The 18,664-nt window shown below is 55.0% G+C and carries 14 protein-coding genes; 11 read left to right on the top strand and 3 right to left on the bottom strand.

Translation table 11 applies throughout. The features are described 5' to 3' along the window. Positions 1–5: 5 nt before the first annotated feature. Positions 6–671, top strand: a complete 666-nt coding sequence (locus tag ABIE59_RS01730) for a response regulator (RefSeq protein WP_354443655.1) — start codon at positions 6–8, stop codon at positions 669–671. Next, positions 661–2,028: a sensor histidine kinase gene (locus ABIE59_RS01725; RefSeq protein ID WP_354443653.1), complete on the top strand. Its 1,368-nt coding sequence runs from the start codon at positions 661–663 to the stop codon at positions 2,026–2,028. Before ABIE59_RS01730 ends, ABIE59_RS01725 begins: the two co-directional genes overlap by 11 nt. Here the strand turns inward: ABIE59_RS01725 and ABIE59_RS01720 are convergent. Next, positions 1,997–3,457 carry a TrkH family potassium uptake protein gene (locus ABIE59_RS01720; RefSeq protein ID WP_354443651.1) on the bottom strand — a complete coding sequence of 487 codons (1,461 nt, stop codon included), beginning with the start codon at positions 3,455–3,457 and terminating at the stop codon, positions 1,997–1,999. The genes ABIE59_RS01725 and ABIE59_RS01720 overlap by 32 nt on opposite strands. A 323-nt stretch (positions 3,458–3,780) precedes the next feature. On the opposite strand from ABIE59_RS01720, the gene ABIE59_RS01715 reads away from it, so the two are divergent. The 8 genes from ABIE59_RS01715 to ABIE59_RS01680 all read left to right on the top strand — a co-directional run bounded on the left by ABIE59_RS01715 (position 3,781) and on the right by ABIE59_RS01680 (position 13,845). Beyond that, positions 3,781–4,434, top strand: coding sequence for a potassium channel family protein (locus tag ABIE59_RS01715; protein WP_354443649.1), 654 nt, complete (start codon positions 3,781–3,783; stop codon positions 4,432–4,434). Then, a complete protein-coding gene (locus ABIE59_RS01710; protein ID WP_354443647.1) occupies positions 4,431–5,798 on the top strand; it encodes a TrkH family potassium uptake protein in 1,368 nt (455 codons plus the stop codon). The genes ABIE59_RS01715 and ABIE59_RS01710 overlap by 4 nt, the downstream gene beginning before the upstream one ends. A 123-nt stretch (positions 5,799–5,921) precedes the next feature. Next, positions 5,922–6,008 carry a K(+)-transporting ATPase subunit F gene (kdpF, locus tag ABIE59_RS01705; protein WP_354443703.1) on the top strand — a complete coding sequence of 29 codons (87 nt, stop codon included), beginning with the start codon at positions 5,922–5,924 and terminating at the stop codon, positions 6,006–6,008. Positions 6,009–6,087: 79 nt separating this feature from the next. Next, positions 6,088–7,800, top strand: coding sequence for a potassium-transporting ATPase subunit KdpA (kdpA, locus tag ABIE59_RS01700; protein WP_354443645.1), 1,713 nt, complete (start codon positions 6,088–6,090; stop codon positions 7,798–7,800). Positions 7,801–7,813: 13 nt separating this feature from the next. Further along, positions 7,814–9,832 (top strand): potassium-transporting ATPase subunit KdpB, encoded by a 2,019-nt coding sequence (gene kdpB, locus ABIE59_RS01695; RefSeq protein WP_354443643.1) that lies wholly within the window; start codon positions 7,814–7,816, stop codon positions 9,830–9,832. Positions 9,833–9,845: 13 nt separating this feature from the next. Beyond that, positions 9,846–10,448 (top strand): potassium-transporting ATPase subunit KdpC, encoded by a 603-nt coding sequence (gene kdpC, locus ABIE59_RS01690; protein ID WP_354443641.1) that lies wholly within the window; start codon positions 9,846–9,848, stop codon positions 10,446–10,448. Next, positions 10,445–13,120, top strand: a complete 2,676-nt coding sequence (locus ABIE59_RS01685) for a DUF4118 domain-containing protein (protein ID WP_354443639.1) — start codon at positions 10,445–10,447, stop codon at positions 13,118–13,120. Before kdpC ends, ABIE59_RS01685 begins: the two co-directional genes overlap by 4 nt. Beyond that, complete coding sequence (locus ABIE59_RS01680) at positions 13,120–13,845, top strand: response regulator (RefSeq protein WP_354443637.1); 726 nt, start codon at positions 13,120–13,122, stop codon at positions 13,843–13,845. The genes ABIE59_RS01685 and ABIE59_RS01680 overlap by 1 nt, the downstream gene beginning before the upstream one ends. An 85-nt stretch (positions 13,846–13,930) precedes the next feature. Here the strand turns inward: ABIE59_RS01680 and ABIE59_RS01675 are convergent, their stop codons facing one another. After that, entirely contained in the window at positions 13,931–14,470 is a 540-nt protein-coding gene (locus tag ABIE59_RS01675; RefSeq protein WP_354443635.1) for a porin family protein, read from the bottom strand. Between the two features lie 258 nt (positions 14,471–14,728). On the opposite strand from ABIE59_RS01675, the gene ABIE59_RS01670 reads away from it, so the two are divergent. Beyond that, positions 14,729–16,147, top strand: a complete 1,419-nt coding sequence (locus ABIE59_RS01670) for a TrkH family potassium uptake protein (protein WP_354443633.1) — start codon at positions 14,729–14,731, stop codon at positions 16,145–16,147. 6 nt (positions 16,148–16,153) lie between these two features. Here ABIE59_RS01670 and glgP read toward each other — a convergent pair whose 3' ends face one another. After that, entirely contained in the window at positions 16,154–18,658 is a 2,505-nt protein-coding gene (glgP, locus tag ABIE59_RS01665) for an alpha-glucan family phosphorylase (RefSeq protein WP_354443631.1), read from the bottom strand. Between the last annotated feature and the right edge of the window lie 6 nt (positions 18,659–18,664).

The raw sequence follows: 18,664 nt of genomic DNA, 5'->3' as shown, positions 1-18,664 counted from the left end.
GAGTGATGCGGGTACTATTGGTGGAGGATACGGTGGGATTGGGTGAGGCGGTCCGGGATCAGATTACGGACAACGGCCACGCATTGGACTGGGTGCAAACCCTGAGATTCGCCGAGGCAAGTGTTCAGACCACAGCTTATGATCTGATTTTGCTGGACCTGATGCTCCCCGATGGACATGGCTTAGGGTTCTTGCGAAAACTCAGGGCGACCGGAAAGACAACACCTGTGATCATTCTTACTGCCAGAGATCAGGTGTCTGACCGGATCGAGGGACTGAATGCCGGCGCCGACGACTATTTGATAAAACCCTTTGATCTTACCGAGCTGTCAGCCCGTGTTGCTGCCGTCGCCCGCCGGTATCGGGGTGATCCCAGCCCGGTTATACAGGTAGGCGATCTGGAGGTTGATCTTCGCGATCATCATATCCATCGAAATGGGCTGCCGGTAGAACTTACTGCCCGGGAGTGGGCGCTGTTCGAAGGCTTTATCCAACGCCCTGGAATGCTGTTAACGCGATCACAACTGGAGGATCGTCTTTACGCTTTCGGGGCCGAGGTGGAGAGTAACACCATCGAGGTTTACATCAGCCGACTACGCAAAAAACTTGGGCGGGATGCCATCGTAACCGTCAGAGGGATGGGCTATCGCCTGGAAACACATGGCCACTAGAACCAGCTTACAGAAAACACTCGGTATTGGCCTCACGCTGGGCGTCACCCTGCTCTGGCTGCTTGGCGTTGTCGCTTCGGGACTGGTGGCGCAGCACGAAATGAACGAGGTATTCGATAGCGCCCTGGAAGAAACCGCCCAGCGCCTGCTGCCACTGGCCGTCACCGATATTCTGAACCGGGAGAACGGTATCCAAACCCAACGGCTCCCCGCCCTGAAGAACCATGATGAATATCTGACTTACCTGGTACGGGACAAACAGGGCAACCTCCTGCTGCGCTCCCACGATGCCAGTCCTGAAGTGTTTGGTACCACACCCAGAGAAGGGTTTTCTGATACGCCGACACACCGGCTCTACGGAGTGTCGGCGGTCAGCGAAACGATCTATCTTGAAATAGCGGAACCCCTCGCGCACAGGCGTGAAGCCGCCCTGGAGGCTGGATTAGCTTTGCTCTTGCCTCTAATGGTGCTGATTCCGGTTAGTCTGTTGGGTGTCTGGTGGATCGTCCGGTTTTCCCTGCGCAAGGTGGTCACTTTTCAGCAGGACATCGAATGCCGCGGTGTTGGAGACCTTTCCCCCGTTGCAGAAAATCAGTTGCCAAGTGAATTTGAACCAATCGCGGTTGCTGTCAACCGGCTGCTCGAGCGATTGCGCCGCGCACTTGAATCAGAACGGAGTTTTACCGCCAACAGCGCCCATGAATTGCGCACGCCACTCGCAACAGCGCTGGCAAAGGTTCAGAGACTGAAGGCACGGATTTCCGATGATCAAGTGAAGAATGATGTTTCGGATGTTGAAGAGGCCTTGCGCAATCTATCGGTGCTGTCCGGGAAACTATTGGAACTGGCGAAAGCAGAAGGAGGAAGCGCTCTGTCACACCATCAACATGATCTTGTGCCGGTAGTCGCGATGATGGTTCAGGATTTTGAGGATCAGGCACCCGGACGAATTGTTCTGTCACTACCGGAGCATGAGGTGAACGCCTTCCTTGATCCCGATGCCTTCGCCATTCTGGTACGTAACCTGATTGAGAATGCGCTTAAGCATGGCTCCCAATGTGAGCCTGTGGAGGTCAGCTTGAACGGTAAAGGCGTTTTAAGCGTTTGCAATGCTGGTGACGTGGTCCAACCGGATCAGCTCGCGCTTTTACGAAACCGGTTTGCCCGAGGTATGACTGGCGCCATGGGCACGGGCCTGGGCCTTGCAATAGCCGTTGCAATTGCCGAAGGCGCTGGAATGACGTTGCATCTCAGGTCTCCGGCACCGGGGCGGCGGGATGGCTTCCAAGCAGAGCTGGATGCCTCCGTGGTTACCCAATTGAGCCCTAGCTCCTCCAAAACTGCGGTGAAAACATAACGAAGACGCTGAGCAATTCAAGCCTTCCCAAAAGCATGGCGACCATCAGAACCCATTTGGCCGCATCCGGTAATGGTTGAAAGTTTCCCGCCGGCCCAATGGTGTCTCCAAGCCCTGGCCCTACGTTTGCCAGTGCCGTCGCCGCCCCTGTCAAGCTGGTTACCAGGTCCAGCCCGAGAGCAGCAAGAATTGCTGCCACTACCGCTAACGTTGCCAGAAATATAAAAGAAAAGGCTACGCTGGACGCCACTATTTCATCACTAATGATTCGCCCGTTGTAATGTCTTGCGATAACCGCCCTTGGATGAAGCAATCTCAAGACTTGCTCTCTCAGTAGCAACATGGATAGCTGAAAGCGGAAGATTTTCATTCCGCCGCTGGTCGAACCGGAACAGCCACCCACAAAGGTGAGAAAGAAGAACAGGACGACCACCAGAGGCCCCCACAGTGAATAATCCTGAGACGCATACCCCGTAGTGGTCACCACGGAGGTCACATTGAACAAGGCATGAACAAATGCATCTAACGGAAAGGTTCCGTCGTTCCAGATGCGATACGCCGCAATAATAGTGGCGATCAGAACCAGGAACTTCAGAAAAAAATGAATTTGTTGATCACGAAGCAGTGGCTGCACCTGGCCATTCAGGAGTCTGACAAACAGGAAAAAAGGAATGCCACCAAGCATCATAAAAATGCTCGCTGCAAACAGTATCGAAAGTTGATCAAACTGGCCCATGGAACTGTCGGAGGTCGAATAGCCACCAGTAGATACGGTGGTCAGAGCATGGTTCACTGCGTTGAAAAGATCCATACCCAATGCCCAGTAGGTAACAACACATCCAAACGTTAGTGCCAGATAGCTGACTACCAGACCTCTCGCCAAGCGGTTTGTGCGCGGTACGGCTTTTTCGGTCCACTCGGACGACTCCGTAGCGAACAGCCTCATACCACCGATTCGCAAAAAAGGCAGAATCGCAACAGCCATCCCTATAATGCCGATACCTCCCATCCACTGCATAATGGACCGCCAGAGCAGAATGTCGCCCGGGAGTGCGTCTAGCCCGCTCATGACTGTCGATCCTGTAGTGGTTACACCGGAGATGCTTTCGAAAAAGGCGTCCGTAACACTCAGCTCAAGGTCACTCAACAACAAAGGAAGGCTTGAGAACAGCGGAATGAAAATCCAGGCCGATACCGTAAGTATGAACATCTGCCTCTGCTTCAGGGCATATCGGCGTTTTCTGCCTGCGCCAAAAAAACAAACCAGGCCAACAGCGCAACAGATACTGGCGGATTTCACGAAGGCGAGCCAATCCGGTGTATCGGCAAACATCAGAAGATTCACTGGCAGCGTCATCAGAAAGCTCAGCAGAATCAACAGGAAACCCAATATCTGAATAACCGGGAGGATATTTAGCAGAGCCAGCATCAGGATCGCCCAAACCGTTCACGTATCATTATTGCCACTACACCGCCGATGACGGCTCCCGTTGATGAGCATAGGTTAGAAAACCCGCATAGAGTAATTCCGGCTTCATATGGGTATCAATAAAGAATTTCATTTCTTGAAAACCATGCCCTGAACCGGATGCTCATCAGGCGGCATAAGGAGACCACATCTTCGGTCAGTTTAGGACGATCAACAGATAATTTTTACGGTATTTTTACGGCATTTCTGGGCGACGGCGACGGCTTCGTGAGAAGATTCCACTGAGAATTTCAAGCCAACGCATTGATACCGGATTGGTACCCATGATTGAAAAACAACAGTTTATCGTGATTGGCCTCGGCGTATTCGGAGGAACCATCGCTCGAGAGTTGACCCGCCTTGGGCATGAAGTCCTTGGTATTGATATGGACGAACATCGGGTTGACCGCTTGGCGGACGAAATCACTCATGCGGTGATCGCGGACGTCACCGACGAAAATGCCCTTATTGAATTAAATGCAGGCAGCTATGACGCTGCGGTTGTGGCCATTGGGCGAAATGTTGAAGCGACCATGCTCGCCACACTGCAACTCCGGGAACTGGGTATACAGAAGGTCTGGGCCAAGGCGCTTACCAACCAGCATCATCGAATTCTGGAAAGACTTGGAGCGAACAGAATCATAGCACCGGAATACGAAATGGGCGTCCGGATCTCCCAGGAGCTTAACTATCCGATGGTGCACGACTACCTGGGACTTGATGACGACTATTTCATCGTCGACTTCCACGCGACAGATGACCTGTCTGGTAAAACCATTGGGGAAGTCATCGATGGGGAACCTGTCGAAGCCCTTGTCGTTAAGCGCATGAGGGAGGCACACCCACATCCGGATCATGCCTGGACGATTCGAAAAGGAGACAGGATCGTTCTTGGCGGTCAGCTTGAAGATCTGAGGGACCTGGTTAACCGTCTATGAAAATCCATTTCCTGGATCTGGTGTCACATCGAGACACACGCATGACATCTGGCAAACGGGGCATCAACCCTCCCCGACTTCTGCTTGAGACGTTTCTGGTGCTGATTGCACTGGGGGCTTGTTTGCTGAAGCTTCCGTTTGCCTCTGTTGAACCCGTCACCTGGATGGAAGCCGCGTTTACAGCAACTTCGGCGGTCACGGTTACGGGTCTTGTGGTGGTCGATACCGGTAGTCAGTACACCCTGTTCGGGCAATTGGTGATACTAGCCCTGATTCAGCTTGGCGGTCTGGGGTTGATGACCTTTGCGGTTCTGACCGCCCTCGCCCTCGGATTCAAACTGCGCCTGGAGCACCAGCTGGTTGCTCAGGAAGCGTTCAATGAGATCTCGCTCCAGACCGCCAGGCGGGCCGGTGGGTCGATAGCGGTATTTGCGTTGACGGCAGAAGCCATCGGTGTTGTGTTGCTTGGCCTCTTTTTTGTGCCGGAGCTGGGTTGGTCGGAAGGCCTCTATCAGGCGCTGTTCTACACCATTTCTGCGTTCAATAATGCCGGGTTTGCCCTGGCACCGGACAGCCTGTCTGGCTACGTCAATCACACGGGTATCAGCCTGTCCGTGACGGCCCTGTTTATCACTGGCGGCCTGGGCTACATTGTGATCATGGAGCTAATTGACAAACGCTGCTGGTCACGGCTGTCGGTCTACGTCAAAGTCATACTTCTGGCCACCCTGCTCCTCAACCTCATTGCCACGGGCGCAATTTTACTCCTGGAGTTTGGTAACCCAGCCACGCTTGGAGCGTTAGACACCTTCTGGGACAAACTCCTGGCCGCCTGGTTCCAGGGTGTGACCCCCAGAACAGCAGGCTTCAACACTCTGGATATTGGAGCGCTGACGGCCGGAACCAGTGTGCTGATGCTGTTATTGATGTTCATAGGTGGCGCCCCGAACTCTACAGCCAGTGGCATCAAGATCTCCACCTTTGTCATTCTGATAGCGGCAACGCGTTCATTTCTTCGCGGCAACCTGAACGTGAGCTTCTTCAAGCGCTCCCTGAGCCGTGAAACGGTTCTCAAGGCATTGGCCACAACCACCATCGGGATGGCCGTTGTCTTTCTGGGTGTGATTTCCCTGAGCATTCTGGTTGAGGATGACTTCCTCAATATTGCCTTCGAAGTGGTCTCCGCGTTCGGTACCGTTGGGCTCTCCAGGGGGACCACCGGCGAACTCGGCACTGCCGGCCAGTTGGTCATTATGGCCGTGATGCTGATTGGACGCTTAGGCCCCCTGACCCTCGGTTACACCCTGACCGTGCGTCGGAAATCCCGTGTCCGTTATGCGCAAACGGAGTTTCCGGTTGGTTAACCGGCGGCTTCGGTTCGCCATTCCTCCATCTTTTTAACGAACTTTTTACGCTCTCCTGCGGATTTGGTCATCGAATTTTTACGGCCTGCCCCAGCACCATAAAGACACACTCACCAAAGGAGTATGAGCGTGTCTACTTTCCTTTTGATTCTATCCCTCGCAGTTGGCGCCTACCTGATCGCTGCCCTGCTCTGGCCCGAGAGGTTCTGACCATGGCACTGATCGGCGTTGGCATCATTCTGGGGCTGTTTGGCCTGTGTTTCCTGTTCATTGATCTGGAGGAGCGGCTGTGAACGAGGTCATTATCATCTATGCGGTCACGCTTCTGTTGGCGTGGCCTTTGGGCAAGTACATTGCCGGCGTTTTCAGCGGCGCAAAAGGAACAGCCGGCGCTGTTTTCCTACCCGTCGAAAACGGACTCTATCGACTGTTCGGCGTTGATCCCTCACAACCCATGAGCTGGCAGGGCTACGGGAAAGCCCTGCTTAAACTGCATCTTGTTCTGGTGCTTATCGTATTCGGGCTGCTGATGGCACAGGGTTTTCTGTTCATGAACCCGGATGGTATCCATGGCATGAGCTGGGACCTTGCCTTGCACACTGCTGTATCGTTCCTGACCAATACCAACCAGCAGCATTATTCCGGGCAGGCTCAGCTGAGTTACCTGGCCCATACCTTCGGTATTGTGACACTTCAGGTAGTCACGCCGGCCGCCGGTATGGCTGCTCTGGTCGCCATTGTCCGCACACTGCTTGGGCGCGGCGATAAAAAATCACAGATGCTCGATGACGGTCCGGTTTCGGTGGGCAATTTCCATGAGGATATCACCCGCGCTGTGGTGCGGATTATGCTCCCTGTCGCTGTTGTTATTGCACTGATATTAGCCTCTCAGGGTGTTCCCAATAGCTATGAAGGTGCACGCACTGCCATTCCACTGGACCAGACAGCCGGGATGGCTGAACAGCATATCCCCATCGGGCCGGTCGCTCCGATGGTCGCGATCAAGCAAGTCGGCACCAATGGAGGGGGCTGGTACGGTCCCAATTCCAGCGTGCCGCTGGAAAACCCGACTCCGCTAAGCAACTTTGTTCAGACAGTGTCCATTGTCCTGATTCCCGCCGCTCTGGTCTTTGCTCTTGGTTTTATGACCAGCCGTCGCCGTCTGGCCATAGTAGTGATGGGGGTAATGGTGGTGATGTCCGTGTCGCTCACGTCGGTCACCATCTGGTCTGAGAATCAGTCTAACGCCGCCTTCTCAGGGCTGGCTGCTGATGGTCCCAATCTTGAGGGCAAAGAGGTGCGGTTTGGTGCAACCGCAACCGCTCTTTGGGGAAGCTGGACCACGCAAACCTCAAACGGCTCCGTGAACGGCATGCACGACAGTTTTAATCCCATTGGTGGCATGATCCCGATGATCGACATGTTCATCAACGTAACTTTTGGCGGCATTGGTGTCGGACTGATTGGTTACCTTCTGTTCCTGCTGCTTGCCGCGTTCCTTGGCTCACTGATGATTGGGCGGGCACCGGAAATTGCCGGTAAAGCCCTGGAAACCCGGGAAATGAAGCTGGTCTGTATCGCCCTGTTGATTCAGCCCCTGCTGATCCTCGGTTTCAGCGCCGTCACAGTGGCGTTCCCAGCACTCACAGGCCACTCCAATCCTGGCTTCCACGGGCTCAGTCAAGTCATTTACGAGTACACCTCAGCGTTTGCCAATAACGGCTCCGGTTTTGAGGGCCTTGGGGATGATAGCGTCTGGTGGAACGTAACCTGTGCAGTCAACCTTGCACTTGGTCGTTTCATTCCCATCCTGGCCCCCCTGGCGATTGCTGCGTCACTGGCCGCCAAACGTTCCGCTCCTGAGGGTCGGGGCAGCCTGAGCATTGATACGCCAACCTTCGGCCTGATGACCCTGGCGGTGATTGTGATGTTTACCCTGTTGAGCTTTATGCCGGTGCTGATTCTCGGCCCGATCGCCGAAGCCCTGGCTCTGATATCCTGATTGGAGAACGACGATGTCCAATAAAACCCCGAAAATGACGGATTCGCTTGACCTGGGTAGCGTTGTCAGCGAGTCAATCAGGCGCCTGTCGCCGAAGGATCTGGCCCGCAATCCGGTGATGATGGTCGTCGGTATTGGCACCTTGGTTACCTTCCTTCTGGGCCTTACCAACATGATACAAGGAGAACCCGCAGGACTTGATTTCTCCATTTGTGCCATTTTGCTGTTTACAGTGCTGTTTGCTAACGGCGCAGAATCCGTCGCCGAAGCACGTGGCAAGGCCCAGGCTGGTGCACTCAGGGCGACAAGAAAGGATCTGAAAGCCCGCAAGCTGGACGGCAAACAGTACAGAGAATTGCCGGCAACCGACCTGCGCCGTGGCGATCGCGTGCTGGTCAAGCCCAACGAGCTGATCCCTGCCGATGGCGAAATCGTTACCGGCGCCGCGACCATCAACGAGTCCGCAGTGACCGGTGAATCGGCTCCTGTACTCCGAGAGGCGCGTACAGATAACAGCGGTGTCAGTGCTGGCACAAAAGTACTCTCTGATGAGATTGTCGTTGAGGTGACCGTAGACCCCGGTAACTCACTACTGGACCGTATGATCGCACTGGTTGAAGGCGCTAAGCGGCAGAAAACACCGAGCGAGCTGGCGCTTTCGGTTCTACTGGCTGCCATGACCCTGGTGTTCCTGATCGTGGTGGTCACACTGGTGCCCTTTGGTGGGTTTGTTGGCGCTACACCGTCCTATTCCGTGTTAGTCGCGCTGCTCGTGTGCCTTATTCCGACGACTATCGGAGGGCTACTGCCCGCCATCGGTATTGCCGGCATGGACCGGGCCATGCGCGCCAATGTGATTGCCAAGTCTGGTAAGGCCGTTGAAGTGGCAGGCTCCATTGATACCCTCTTGCTCGATAAAACCGGAACCATCACACTGGGTGACCGCAAAGCCACCGCTTTTGATGCCGTTCAGGGCATCGCACCAGGCACGTTGAGAGACGCAGCATTACTGACTTCCCTGGCGGATCCTACCCCGGAGGGCAAATCTGTGGTTGCCCTGGCCCGGGACAAAGGCTCAGACGCTGAAGCTTCTGAGGGCACCGAGTTCATTGAGTTTTCCGCCAACACCCGAATGTCCGGCGTGGATTTGCCGGATGGTCGTAGACTCCGAAAAGGTGCAACGGATGCGATTCGCAAATTCGTGACCGAGAATGGAGGGCACTATCCTCAGGATACCGACCGCCTGGTGGATCGGGTTGCCAAGAACGGTGCGACCCCGCTGGTGGTGGCGGAGGGTAATCGCGTACTCGGCGTTATTGCGCTTTCGGATGTTATTAAATCCGGTATCAAAGAGCGTTTCGCCAAGTTGCGGGAAATGGGCGTCAAAACGGTGATGATCACGGGCGATAACCCGGTAACGGCCGCCGCCATTGCAGCGGAAGCTGGCGTTGACGATTTCATCGCCGAGGCCACGCCGGAGCAAAAGCTGGATATCATCCGCAGGGAGCAGGCAGAGGGGCGCATGGTCGCCATGATGGGCGACGGCACCAACGATGCGCCTGCCCTGGCGCAGGCCGACCTGGGGCTCGCCATGAACTCCGGTACCCAGGCCGCCCGTGAAGCCGGCAACATGGTGGATCTGGATTCCGACCCTGGCAAACTGCTTCAGGTGGTGGAGATCGGCAAGCAACTGCTTATTACCCGAGGTTCACTAACTACCTTCTCCCTGGCTAACGATGTGGCCAAGTATTTCGCCATTCTGCCGGCTCTGTTCGTGACCAGCCTGCCGGCGCTGGATGCGCTCAACATTCTCAACCTCTCGAATCCGATGAGCGCAGTTCTGGCAGCAACCATTTTCAACGCCCTGATCATACCCGCCCTGATACCGTTCGCGCTTAAGGGGATTCAATTTTCGCCGGCGAGCGCAACCCAGTTGCTGCGCCGTAACCTTCTGATCTTTGGACTGGGTGGACTGTTGTTGCCGTTTGTGGCGATCAAGGCACTGGACCTTATGCTCACCGTGGTTATCTGAGGAGACCAACATCATGACTGAATCAAACTCTGTAACCGTAACGCAGTCTGCATCCTGGCTTTCTGCTGCCAGGACGGCCATTGTTTTTATCCTGCTTTGCGGTGGGCTATATCCTCTGCTGGTCACAACCGCTGGCAAGGTGATGTTTCCCCATCAAGCCTTGGGGAGCATGATTATCATCGACGACACCGTGGTAGGGTCAGAATGGGTTGGACAAATGTTTAAAGCCCCTGAATACTTCCATGGCCGTCCTTCAGCAGCGGCATACGATCCGTTTTCCGTCGGCGGTTCCAACTATGCGGCCAGCAACCCTGACTTGCGTGCCCGTGTTGCCGAAGACTCAGCACATATTGCTCAGAGAGAAGCTGTTGATCCTGATATGATCCCGGTGGATCTGCTTGCGGCCTCGGGCTCTGGAATAGACCCGCATATCTCACCGGAATCTGCGATTGTACAGGCTGAGCGGATAGCAAGGGCCCGAAACATTCCGGTTTCCCAGATAAATGACCTGATCGCACAATACACTGAAGGCCCCGCACTCGGTGTTTTCGGGCAACGACGGGTTAACGTTTTGCTGATCAACCTGGCACTGGATGGCAAGGAGTCAAACGATTGAATCACGGCGACCCGAATCGCCCTAACCCGGATGCGCTCCTGAAAACTCAGGAGCGTGATTCCCCAGGTGGGCTGAAAGTCTTTCTGGGGGCAGCTCCGGGCGTGGGGAAAACTTACCAGATGCTTCAGGCGGCCCATGAGCTGAAGCGTCAAGGGGTGGATGTTGTGATTGGAGTCGCTGAGACCCACGGGCGCTCCGATACGCTTGCACTGTGCCAAGGGCTTGAGCAGCTTTCGGCCAAAGAGATCGAATATGCCGGCAAGCAATTCATGGAGTTCGATGTCGATGCAGCCCTGAAGCGAAAGCCGGATGTTCTGTTGGTAGACGAACTCGCCCACCGAAATATTCCGGGTACCAGGCACTCGCGTCGTTACCAGGATATTGAAGAGCTGCTGGACCAGGGAATTACCGTCTGGACTGCGATTAATATCCAGCATCTGGAAAGCCTGTCGGATGTGGTGGCGAGTATCACTGGTGTCCGAATGCGGGAAACCGTCCCGGATTCTATTCTGGAACGTGCCAGGGACATTGTGCTGGTTGACCTCACCCCTTCAGAACTTCTGGAGCGACTGAAACAGGGCAAGGTTTATGTCCCAGAGCAGGCCCGCGCAGCTATGGACGGTTATTTCTCACCCTCCAATTTGTCTGCGCTGAGGGAGCTTGCCGTTCAGGCTATTGCCGAACGACTGGATGCCGACGTTCGGGAAACCATGCAGTCGAGAGGCATCGAAGGCCCCTGGCACATCCGATCCCGTATGCTGGTTGCGGTGGACGGCTCCGGACAGGGTGAAACACTTGTTCGGGCAGCGAGGCGGCTCGCTGAGCGTCGGAAAGCACCCTGGACCGTTGTCAATGTCGACAACGGCCGGGCAGGCGCTGACGAACGCCAACGGCTGGAAAAAGTGTTTGATCTGGCTTCCCGCTTGGGTGCAGAGGTCAGAACCCTTCGCGGATACGACGTGGCGGAAGAAATCCTGGCGTTTGCCAAAGATCAAAACGTCACGACATTGATACTCGGGCGCTCCCATAATCGCTGGTGGCATTTCCAGAAATCCACCAGTCGCGCGTTACTGAAACACGCAGAAGCCTTTGAGGTCACGTTTATACCGGTGCCCAGAAAACAACGTCGACGGCTGCTTGAAACGGCCGGCCAACCGGTCAAACGGAGTGATTATGCCTGGGCAGTCGGCAGCGTAGGCGCGGCAACAGCCATTGCCATGGGGCTGCAAAATGTTCTTCCTCTGGGCAATCTGTCTCTTGTATTTCTGACGTCCGTGCTGTGGGTTGCTGCCAGAACGGGTATCCGCCCTGCTCTGTTCACAGCGGCTGTGAGCTTTCTGACTTATAACTTTTTCTTCACCGATCCCAGATTGACCTTTCAGATGTCCAATACGGACGAACTGCTCACGGTGGTTTTCTTCCTGATTATTGCGGTTATTGGAGGCAACCTGGCAGGGCGGTTGCGAGATCAGGTTCAGATGCTTCGAGCCTCGAATGACCTTATGGATGCCCATTTGCAATTCACCCGTCGCCTTGCCTCAGCACCGGACATCACCTCGGTCCAGACCGAAGCGGTGGAAGCACTTTATGGCCAGCTAGGGCTCCCTGTTGTGATAGTGCAGCGAAGTCCTGAGAACGATGCGCTTGAAACGGTTGTCCGGGGAGGGCCCTCGCATTCGTTAAACGATGCAGCCCGCTCTGCCATCGACTGGGCCATCCGGAACGCCAAACCCAGTGGCGCTTTTTCTGACACGCTAAACAGCCTTCCATGGCGCTTTGAACCGATTGAAGCCGACGGCGAGGTATACGGCGTACTCGGTTTTCGAGTCGACGACATGGCCCCGGAGTACTATCGGGGCCTGGCCATTAACGTATATGTGCATCAACTGGGACTGGCCTGGTTTCGCACCCGCTTGGCTGCGAACTTGTCAGCATCACGGGTGGCGGAGGAGACCGAGCGGTTGCGCTCCGCCCTACTCTCATCCATCTCCCACGACTTGAGAACACCGCTCTCTTCAATGATTGGTTCTGCCAGCACGTTGAAATCCATGTTTGACCGACTTTCAGATCAGGATCGCGATAGTCTTCTGGACGCCGTGCTTGATGAGGGCGAACGTCTGGATCGCTACATCCGCAACCTCTTGGACATGACCAAACTGGGTCACGGCACGCTCAAGATTGAAAGGGACTGGATCGATTTCACCGATATTCTATCCTCAGCGCTCAGACGCACGAGAAATCTGATGTCGAAAGTTCGTATCGAGCGAAACATAGAAGAGGGCCTGCCGCTGCTTTTCGTGCATCCGGCGCTCATTGAACAGGCATTGGTCAATGTGCTTGAGAACGCCGCGAAGTTTGCGCCAGACGGCTCGTTGCTCACGATCTCCGCCCACAAAGAGGCAGGTGAACTGGTCGTTAACATTTCAGACCAGGGCCCGGGTATACCCGAAGGTCAACGGAGCCAGGTGTTTGATATGTTTTTTACTGGAGGCGAAGGCGATCGGGGCCCTCATGGGAGCGGTCTTGGCCTGGCCATTTGTCATGGTATGGTCGCTGCCCATGGCGGGCGTATTCAGGCGATGGCCGGCCCAAATGACTGCGGCGCTACCATTCAGATTGCGCTACCCCTGATAGAATCACCGGGCGAAGACGCCAGTCGGGAGCCGAGTTAATGACTGTTTTAACCCGAGACCGGGAAAAACCCTGCATTCTGATTATTGATGACGAGTCGCAGATTCGCCATTTCCTGCGTATCAGTTTAAAAACCGATGGTTATGAACTGCTTGAAGCGGAGAATGGTGAAACCGGACTGGGGCTTTGTGCGAGGTACTCACCGGATCTGGTGATTCTGGATCTGGGTCTTCCGGATATGGATGGCTCGGAGGTGCTTGCAGGTTTGAGGGAGTGGTCATCGGTACCGGTCATTGTGCTTTCAGTGCGCGACAGAGAGCAGGAGAAGGTTCAAGCCCTTGACCTTGGAGCCAATGATTACGTTACCAAACCCTTTGGTGTTGATGAGTTACTTGCCCGGGTTCGGACACAGTTGCGGAGCTACAATAAAGGGGATCACCCATCGGCTTCCGGGATGTCAGCCATTTTTGACGTTGGAGCTCTGCACATCGACCTCCCAATGCGGCAGATTCTGGTTGATGGAGAGCCGGTGAAATTGACGCCGAAAGAATTCGCTGTCCTCAAAGTGTTGCTGCTGGCGTCCGGGAAAATTGTGACACAGTCTCAGCTGCTGAAAGACATTTGGGGGCCAACCCATACCAGCGACACTCACTATCTCAGAATTCTAATCGGGAGACTCAGACAAAAACTGGGGGATGATCCAACGGAACAGTGCTATATTCAGACAGAGCCTGGCGTGGGCTATCGTTTTTTGGGAATATCCTGAATCGTACCAGGGGCTTATAGCCCCCTCCCTGCAACACACCATTCTAGTGTGTTGCAGGGGCGCCAATCATCTCGTCGTTTCTGCTTCAGAAATTCATCTGAACGCCAAGGCCAATACCGTCTACAGTGACATTGCTATCGTCGTAGTAGCGCATGTATTCCAGATTACCGGACAGGTTCTGAGCCAACTTCACGTTCACACCAGCACCATAAGAAAAGTCAGAGTCGTCGTCGGACTGGGTTCCGATTTCGGCCTCGATTCGGGTAAAGCCAATGACTGCATAAGGCGTCACCGGGCTTTGGTTAGCCATGTTGATCGTGGCGTAGCCGCCGAAGAAGTTGTCGAGCTTTACCTTGGCGCCGGCAATTCTGTCATCGTCTACCCCGAAACCCGCGCGCGCCTCAACGCCAAGGAATTCGTTGGCCATAACACCAACCTTGCCTGACAGGGTTCCAACGTCGGCGCTGGCAAAGCCGTCAAAATCCACATCCATGAAGGTGTAATTCAGCCCGGCGTACAGACTGCCCACGCCAGACTTGTACATATCCTGTGCAGATGCAGTTCCCGCCATTGCCAGTCCGGCAGTAGCAACCGCTGCGAACAATACATTCTTTTTCATGTTCATAACCGGTTCTCCTTGTTCCTTATTGAGAGCTCTCTTACGCTCCTTTTTACAACGTGCACCACAATGACGCGGTTTGCCATAGCAAGGTTCCGAATTTACATTGCTTTTACAGGGATTTAATCTGGCGTTAACGGCCTGTACATCTGCCTGTTTCCTTGCGGATGCCGGGTACCGCGGGTATCCTGACGCCGTCTCTTTGTCAGCTGGCGCGGGCGTACCTTGAGAAACCTTTACCCTGTCATTTTTATCATCAGTGTCATGTTTATACTTCTCAGTGTTTTCATGACCTTACCCGTCGTTCTTCTGGCCCTGGCTGGCGAGGATGTGCCGAACGCAGTAGCCTTCGCCCAATCCGCAGGGATTGTATTTCTGTTCGGGGCGGCCGGGGTTTTGTCAATGTACCGGCAACCCAGGGATCTGAAACCACGGTACATGTTCGTTCTTACCGTCTCCAGCTGGTTTATCATCGCCCTGCTCTCATCTATCCCCTTTTACCTGAGTGGCAATGGCATATCGGTGGCCGACGCTTTTTTTGAGGGCACTTCTGGCATAACCACAACCGGCGCCACGGTCCTGAGCGGACTGGATGATATGGATCGGGACTTGCTGCTCTGGCGTTCAATTCTGCAATGGATAGGCGGTATCGGGATCATCGGTATGTTCGTTGCCGTACTTCCGTTTCTGCGCGTTGGCGGCATGCGGCTGTTCGCAACTGAATCGTCGGAGTGGACAGACAAAGCTCTGCCCCGCATGAAAACGCTCAGTCGTGGTCTGCTGTTTGTTTATGTGGTCTTTTCAGTGGTCGCCGTGATCACGTATTGGCTTTCTGGCATGAGCCTGTTTGATGCCTTCAACCATGGTTTAACCAGCATTGCCACTGGCGGATTCTCGACGTCTGACCTCTCCATGGGCAAATTCAGTGACCTGATCCTGATGGAAGCAACCTTTTTCATGATTATTGGCAGTTTGCCGTTCTTTCTGTTCGTACGGGAAATGCACGGCCAGCATGGCGTTCTGTTCAAAGATCAGCAGGTTCGGCTTTTCCTCACGATTCTCTTTGCCGTTCCAGCGTTGCTCACGCTCTACCGCTGGTGGGTGTCGCCAGTGCCGTTTGATCCCGTCCATAACTACGTGGTGACTCTGTTCAACGTCACTTCGGTGGTCACTACTACGGGCTATGCGTCGGAAGATTATGCCGCCTGGGGCCCCTTGGCTTTTGTGGTGTTCTTTTTCCTGATGTTCGTGGGCGGCTGCTCAGGCTCAACTGCGGGTGGCATGAAGATCTTCCGGTTCCAGTTGTCGTTGATCATCCTTCGGGAGCAGTTGATGCGGCTGCTCCATCCGCGGGCGGTATTCACCCGGAACTACAACGGGCGCGCAGTCAGTGACGACATTATTTCCTCTATGATTGCTTACACCTTTATTTTCTTGCTGTGCTTGCTGATTATCACGGTGTTGTTGGCGTCGCTTCAGCTCGATTTTGTGACTGCACTCTCAGGCGCCCTAACCTCGCTGACCAATGTCGGCCCGGGTCTGGGGGATATTATTGGTCCGTCGGGTAACTTCGCCCCTTTACCGGATGCGGCTAAATGGATCCTTTCTGTCGGCATGCTGATGGGCCGGTTGGAAATCCTCAGCGTGGTTATCGTGCTTTCTCCGGGATTCTGGCGCGGCTAAAAAGGGTTATCGGTACCAGAGTACATGCTGGTCTTCCAGAGGCATATTGAGCAGAGGGTGGTGTGCACGAATCCTTGGGGTGTAATGGTCCTCGGGCCGGTCCGGTACCTCTGCTGAAAACAGGTAGCTGTCCTCAGCCCCCGGCAGTCCATGAGCCAGCGCCATGGGTTGCACGATACGGTCGCCATATTCACTTGCCTCAGCAACTATCTCAATCATAATCTGTTCTGGCTGCAGGCCGTCCAGGTAAACGTCCAGGTCGAACACCCGTTTACCATTTTCCCTTTGGCTGGTGAGTTTTCCGAAACGTAGTCTGGGCCAATGCAGGGCAATGTGATCCTGCCACTGGACTAACTGTGCGGCGGTTGTGGCGTTGCGTTGCTTACCTCGGGCCACCATCGGACGGTAGAAACTCTCAACATATTCCCGAACCATTCGATTGGCGGAATAACAGGCTGTCAACTGGTCCATACTGGCTCGAATCCTTTGTAACCATTGCGCTGGCAGGCCCTCACTGTTCAGTTGGTAAAATTCCGGCACCACCTGCTGTTCGAGCAACTCGTAGAGTTCATTCGAATCTGCTTCATCATGCTGGTCGGTATGGCTGAGTTGCTGGAAACTGGCATCGGGGCGAATAGCCCAACCCACGCTCTCGTTCCACGCTTCAGCCCACCAGCCATCGTATTGAGACAGATTCAGGCCGCCGTTAACCAACACTTTCATGCCACTGGTACCGCAGGCCTCCCAGGGATGCCTGGGGCAGTTGAGCCAAACGTCGACGCCCTGAATCAGTTGGCTGGCTACGGCCAGGTCATAATCTTCGATGAAGACCACGCGGCCCTCCACCTCCGGCCGCCGGGAAAAATCCTTCCAGCGTTTGATCAGCGCCTTGCCAGCGTCATCATGGGGGTGGGCCTTACCGGCCAAAACAATCTGTAGTGGCCTGTCACGGCAACACAGCATCGCCAGTAGGCGGTCCGGGTCTCTGAGAAGCAGGTCTGGCCTTTTATAGCTGGTAAATCGACGGGCGAACCCGAGTGTCAGGGTCTCGGGGTCCAGAAGCAGGCCGCAGGCAGCGTCGGCACTGGAACCAAAGTTGTGCTCACAGTGTTGGCTTCGCAGGCGCTTGCGCAGGTACCCGATCAAGCGTCTACGCTGGTTTCTGCGCATTTGCCAGAGTTCGTTGTCGGTGATCGGTTGCAGCGGGCAGGATTCCGTCAACGGGCGGCGCCAGCGTTCCTGACCACAGGCCCGGGTCCACAGAGCGTCAGATTCCGGCGAGTCCCAACTAGGGGTGTGCACGCCGTTGGTCACAAAGTCAGCCGGTATGTCATCTGCCGGCCAGCGCCCGAACCAGGGCTGAAAAATTGTCTGAGTAACCTTGCGGTGGATCTGGCTAACACCGTTAAACCGGCCACTCATGCCAAGTGCAATGCCGGCCATGTTCAGGTCGTGACTGCCACCATTGGCAATCTGAATCAGGTTCTTCAGGGTATTGTTGTTTTCGGACAACCAGGGCGAGAGATAGAGTTCTGCAAGTTCTGGCGAAAAACGGTCAAAGCCTGCGGTTACCGAGGTGTGAGTGGTAAACAGGTTGGTGGCTCGGGTTGCCAGTCTGGCCGCGGCAAAATCCGTGTGGTTTGCCCGTTGCCAGTAATGTGCTCGTTCTATTAACGCCAGGGCGCTATGACCTTCATTGATGTGGCACGCGGTGGGCTTGCGTTGCAAAAGCTCCAGCAATCGCCAGCCACCAATACCCAGCACCATCTCCTGCTGCAGGCGTTTCTCCGGATCTCCGCTATAGAGTTCGCTGGTGATCCCCCTGTCGCCCGGTTCGTTCCGGGGGTCGTTGCTGTCGAGCAGCAACAGTTCGCACCGGCCAACCTGGCCTTTCCAGGCGCGGAGCCGAACATCTCGACCCGGGAAAGGTACCTTCACCCTCGCCCACTCTCCGTTTGGGTCCCGCAAAGGTGCAACCGGCAACATGGTCGGGTCGTTATAGGGGTGAAACTCCAGTTGCTCGCCGTCCGAATTCAAAGCCTGGCGGAAATAACCCTGCTGGTACATCAGGCCAACCGCCATCACCGGCACGCCAAGGTCACTGGCGGCTTTGAGAAAGTCCCCGGCAAGGACACCCAGCCCGCCGCTGTAAAGTGGAAGGGACTCTGAAACACCATATTCCATGCAGAACCACGCAATGCCCTCACCCAGCTCGCTCTCACAGGTGTCTGAATACCAGGTATCTGCCTCATTAAAGGCTTGGTGATGGCTTATCTGCGCTTGGTAAACGGCCAGAAAGTCCGGATTCTCTGCCAGTGAAAGCAAGTGCTCGGACGACACACTGTTGAGGACCAACCAGGCATTATGGGTAGCGTCCCAGACCTCTTCATCCAGCAAACGCCACAATTGGTCGCTGCCATGGTGCCAACTCCAACGCAAATCCAGCGCCAGTGGAATAAGCCCTGCCAGTTGATCTGGCAGGGCCCTCATAGTGTAAGCAGCAAGTGTCATGGCAAT

The sequence above is a fragment of the Marinobacter sp. MBR-99 genome, assembly GCF_040547575.1.
Classification (GTDB): domain Bacteria; phylum Pseudomonadota; class Gammaproteobacteria; order Pseudomonadales; family Oleiphilaceae; genus Marinobacter.
The sequence above is the reverse complement of the archived record's forward strand: the minus strand, read 5'-3'. Positions and strand labels throughout refer to the sequence as shown.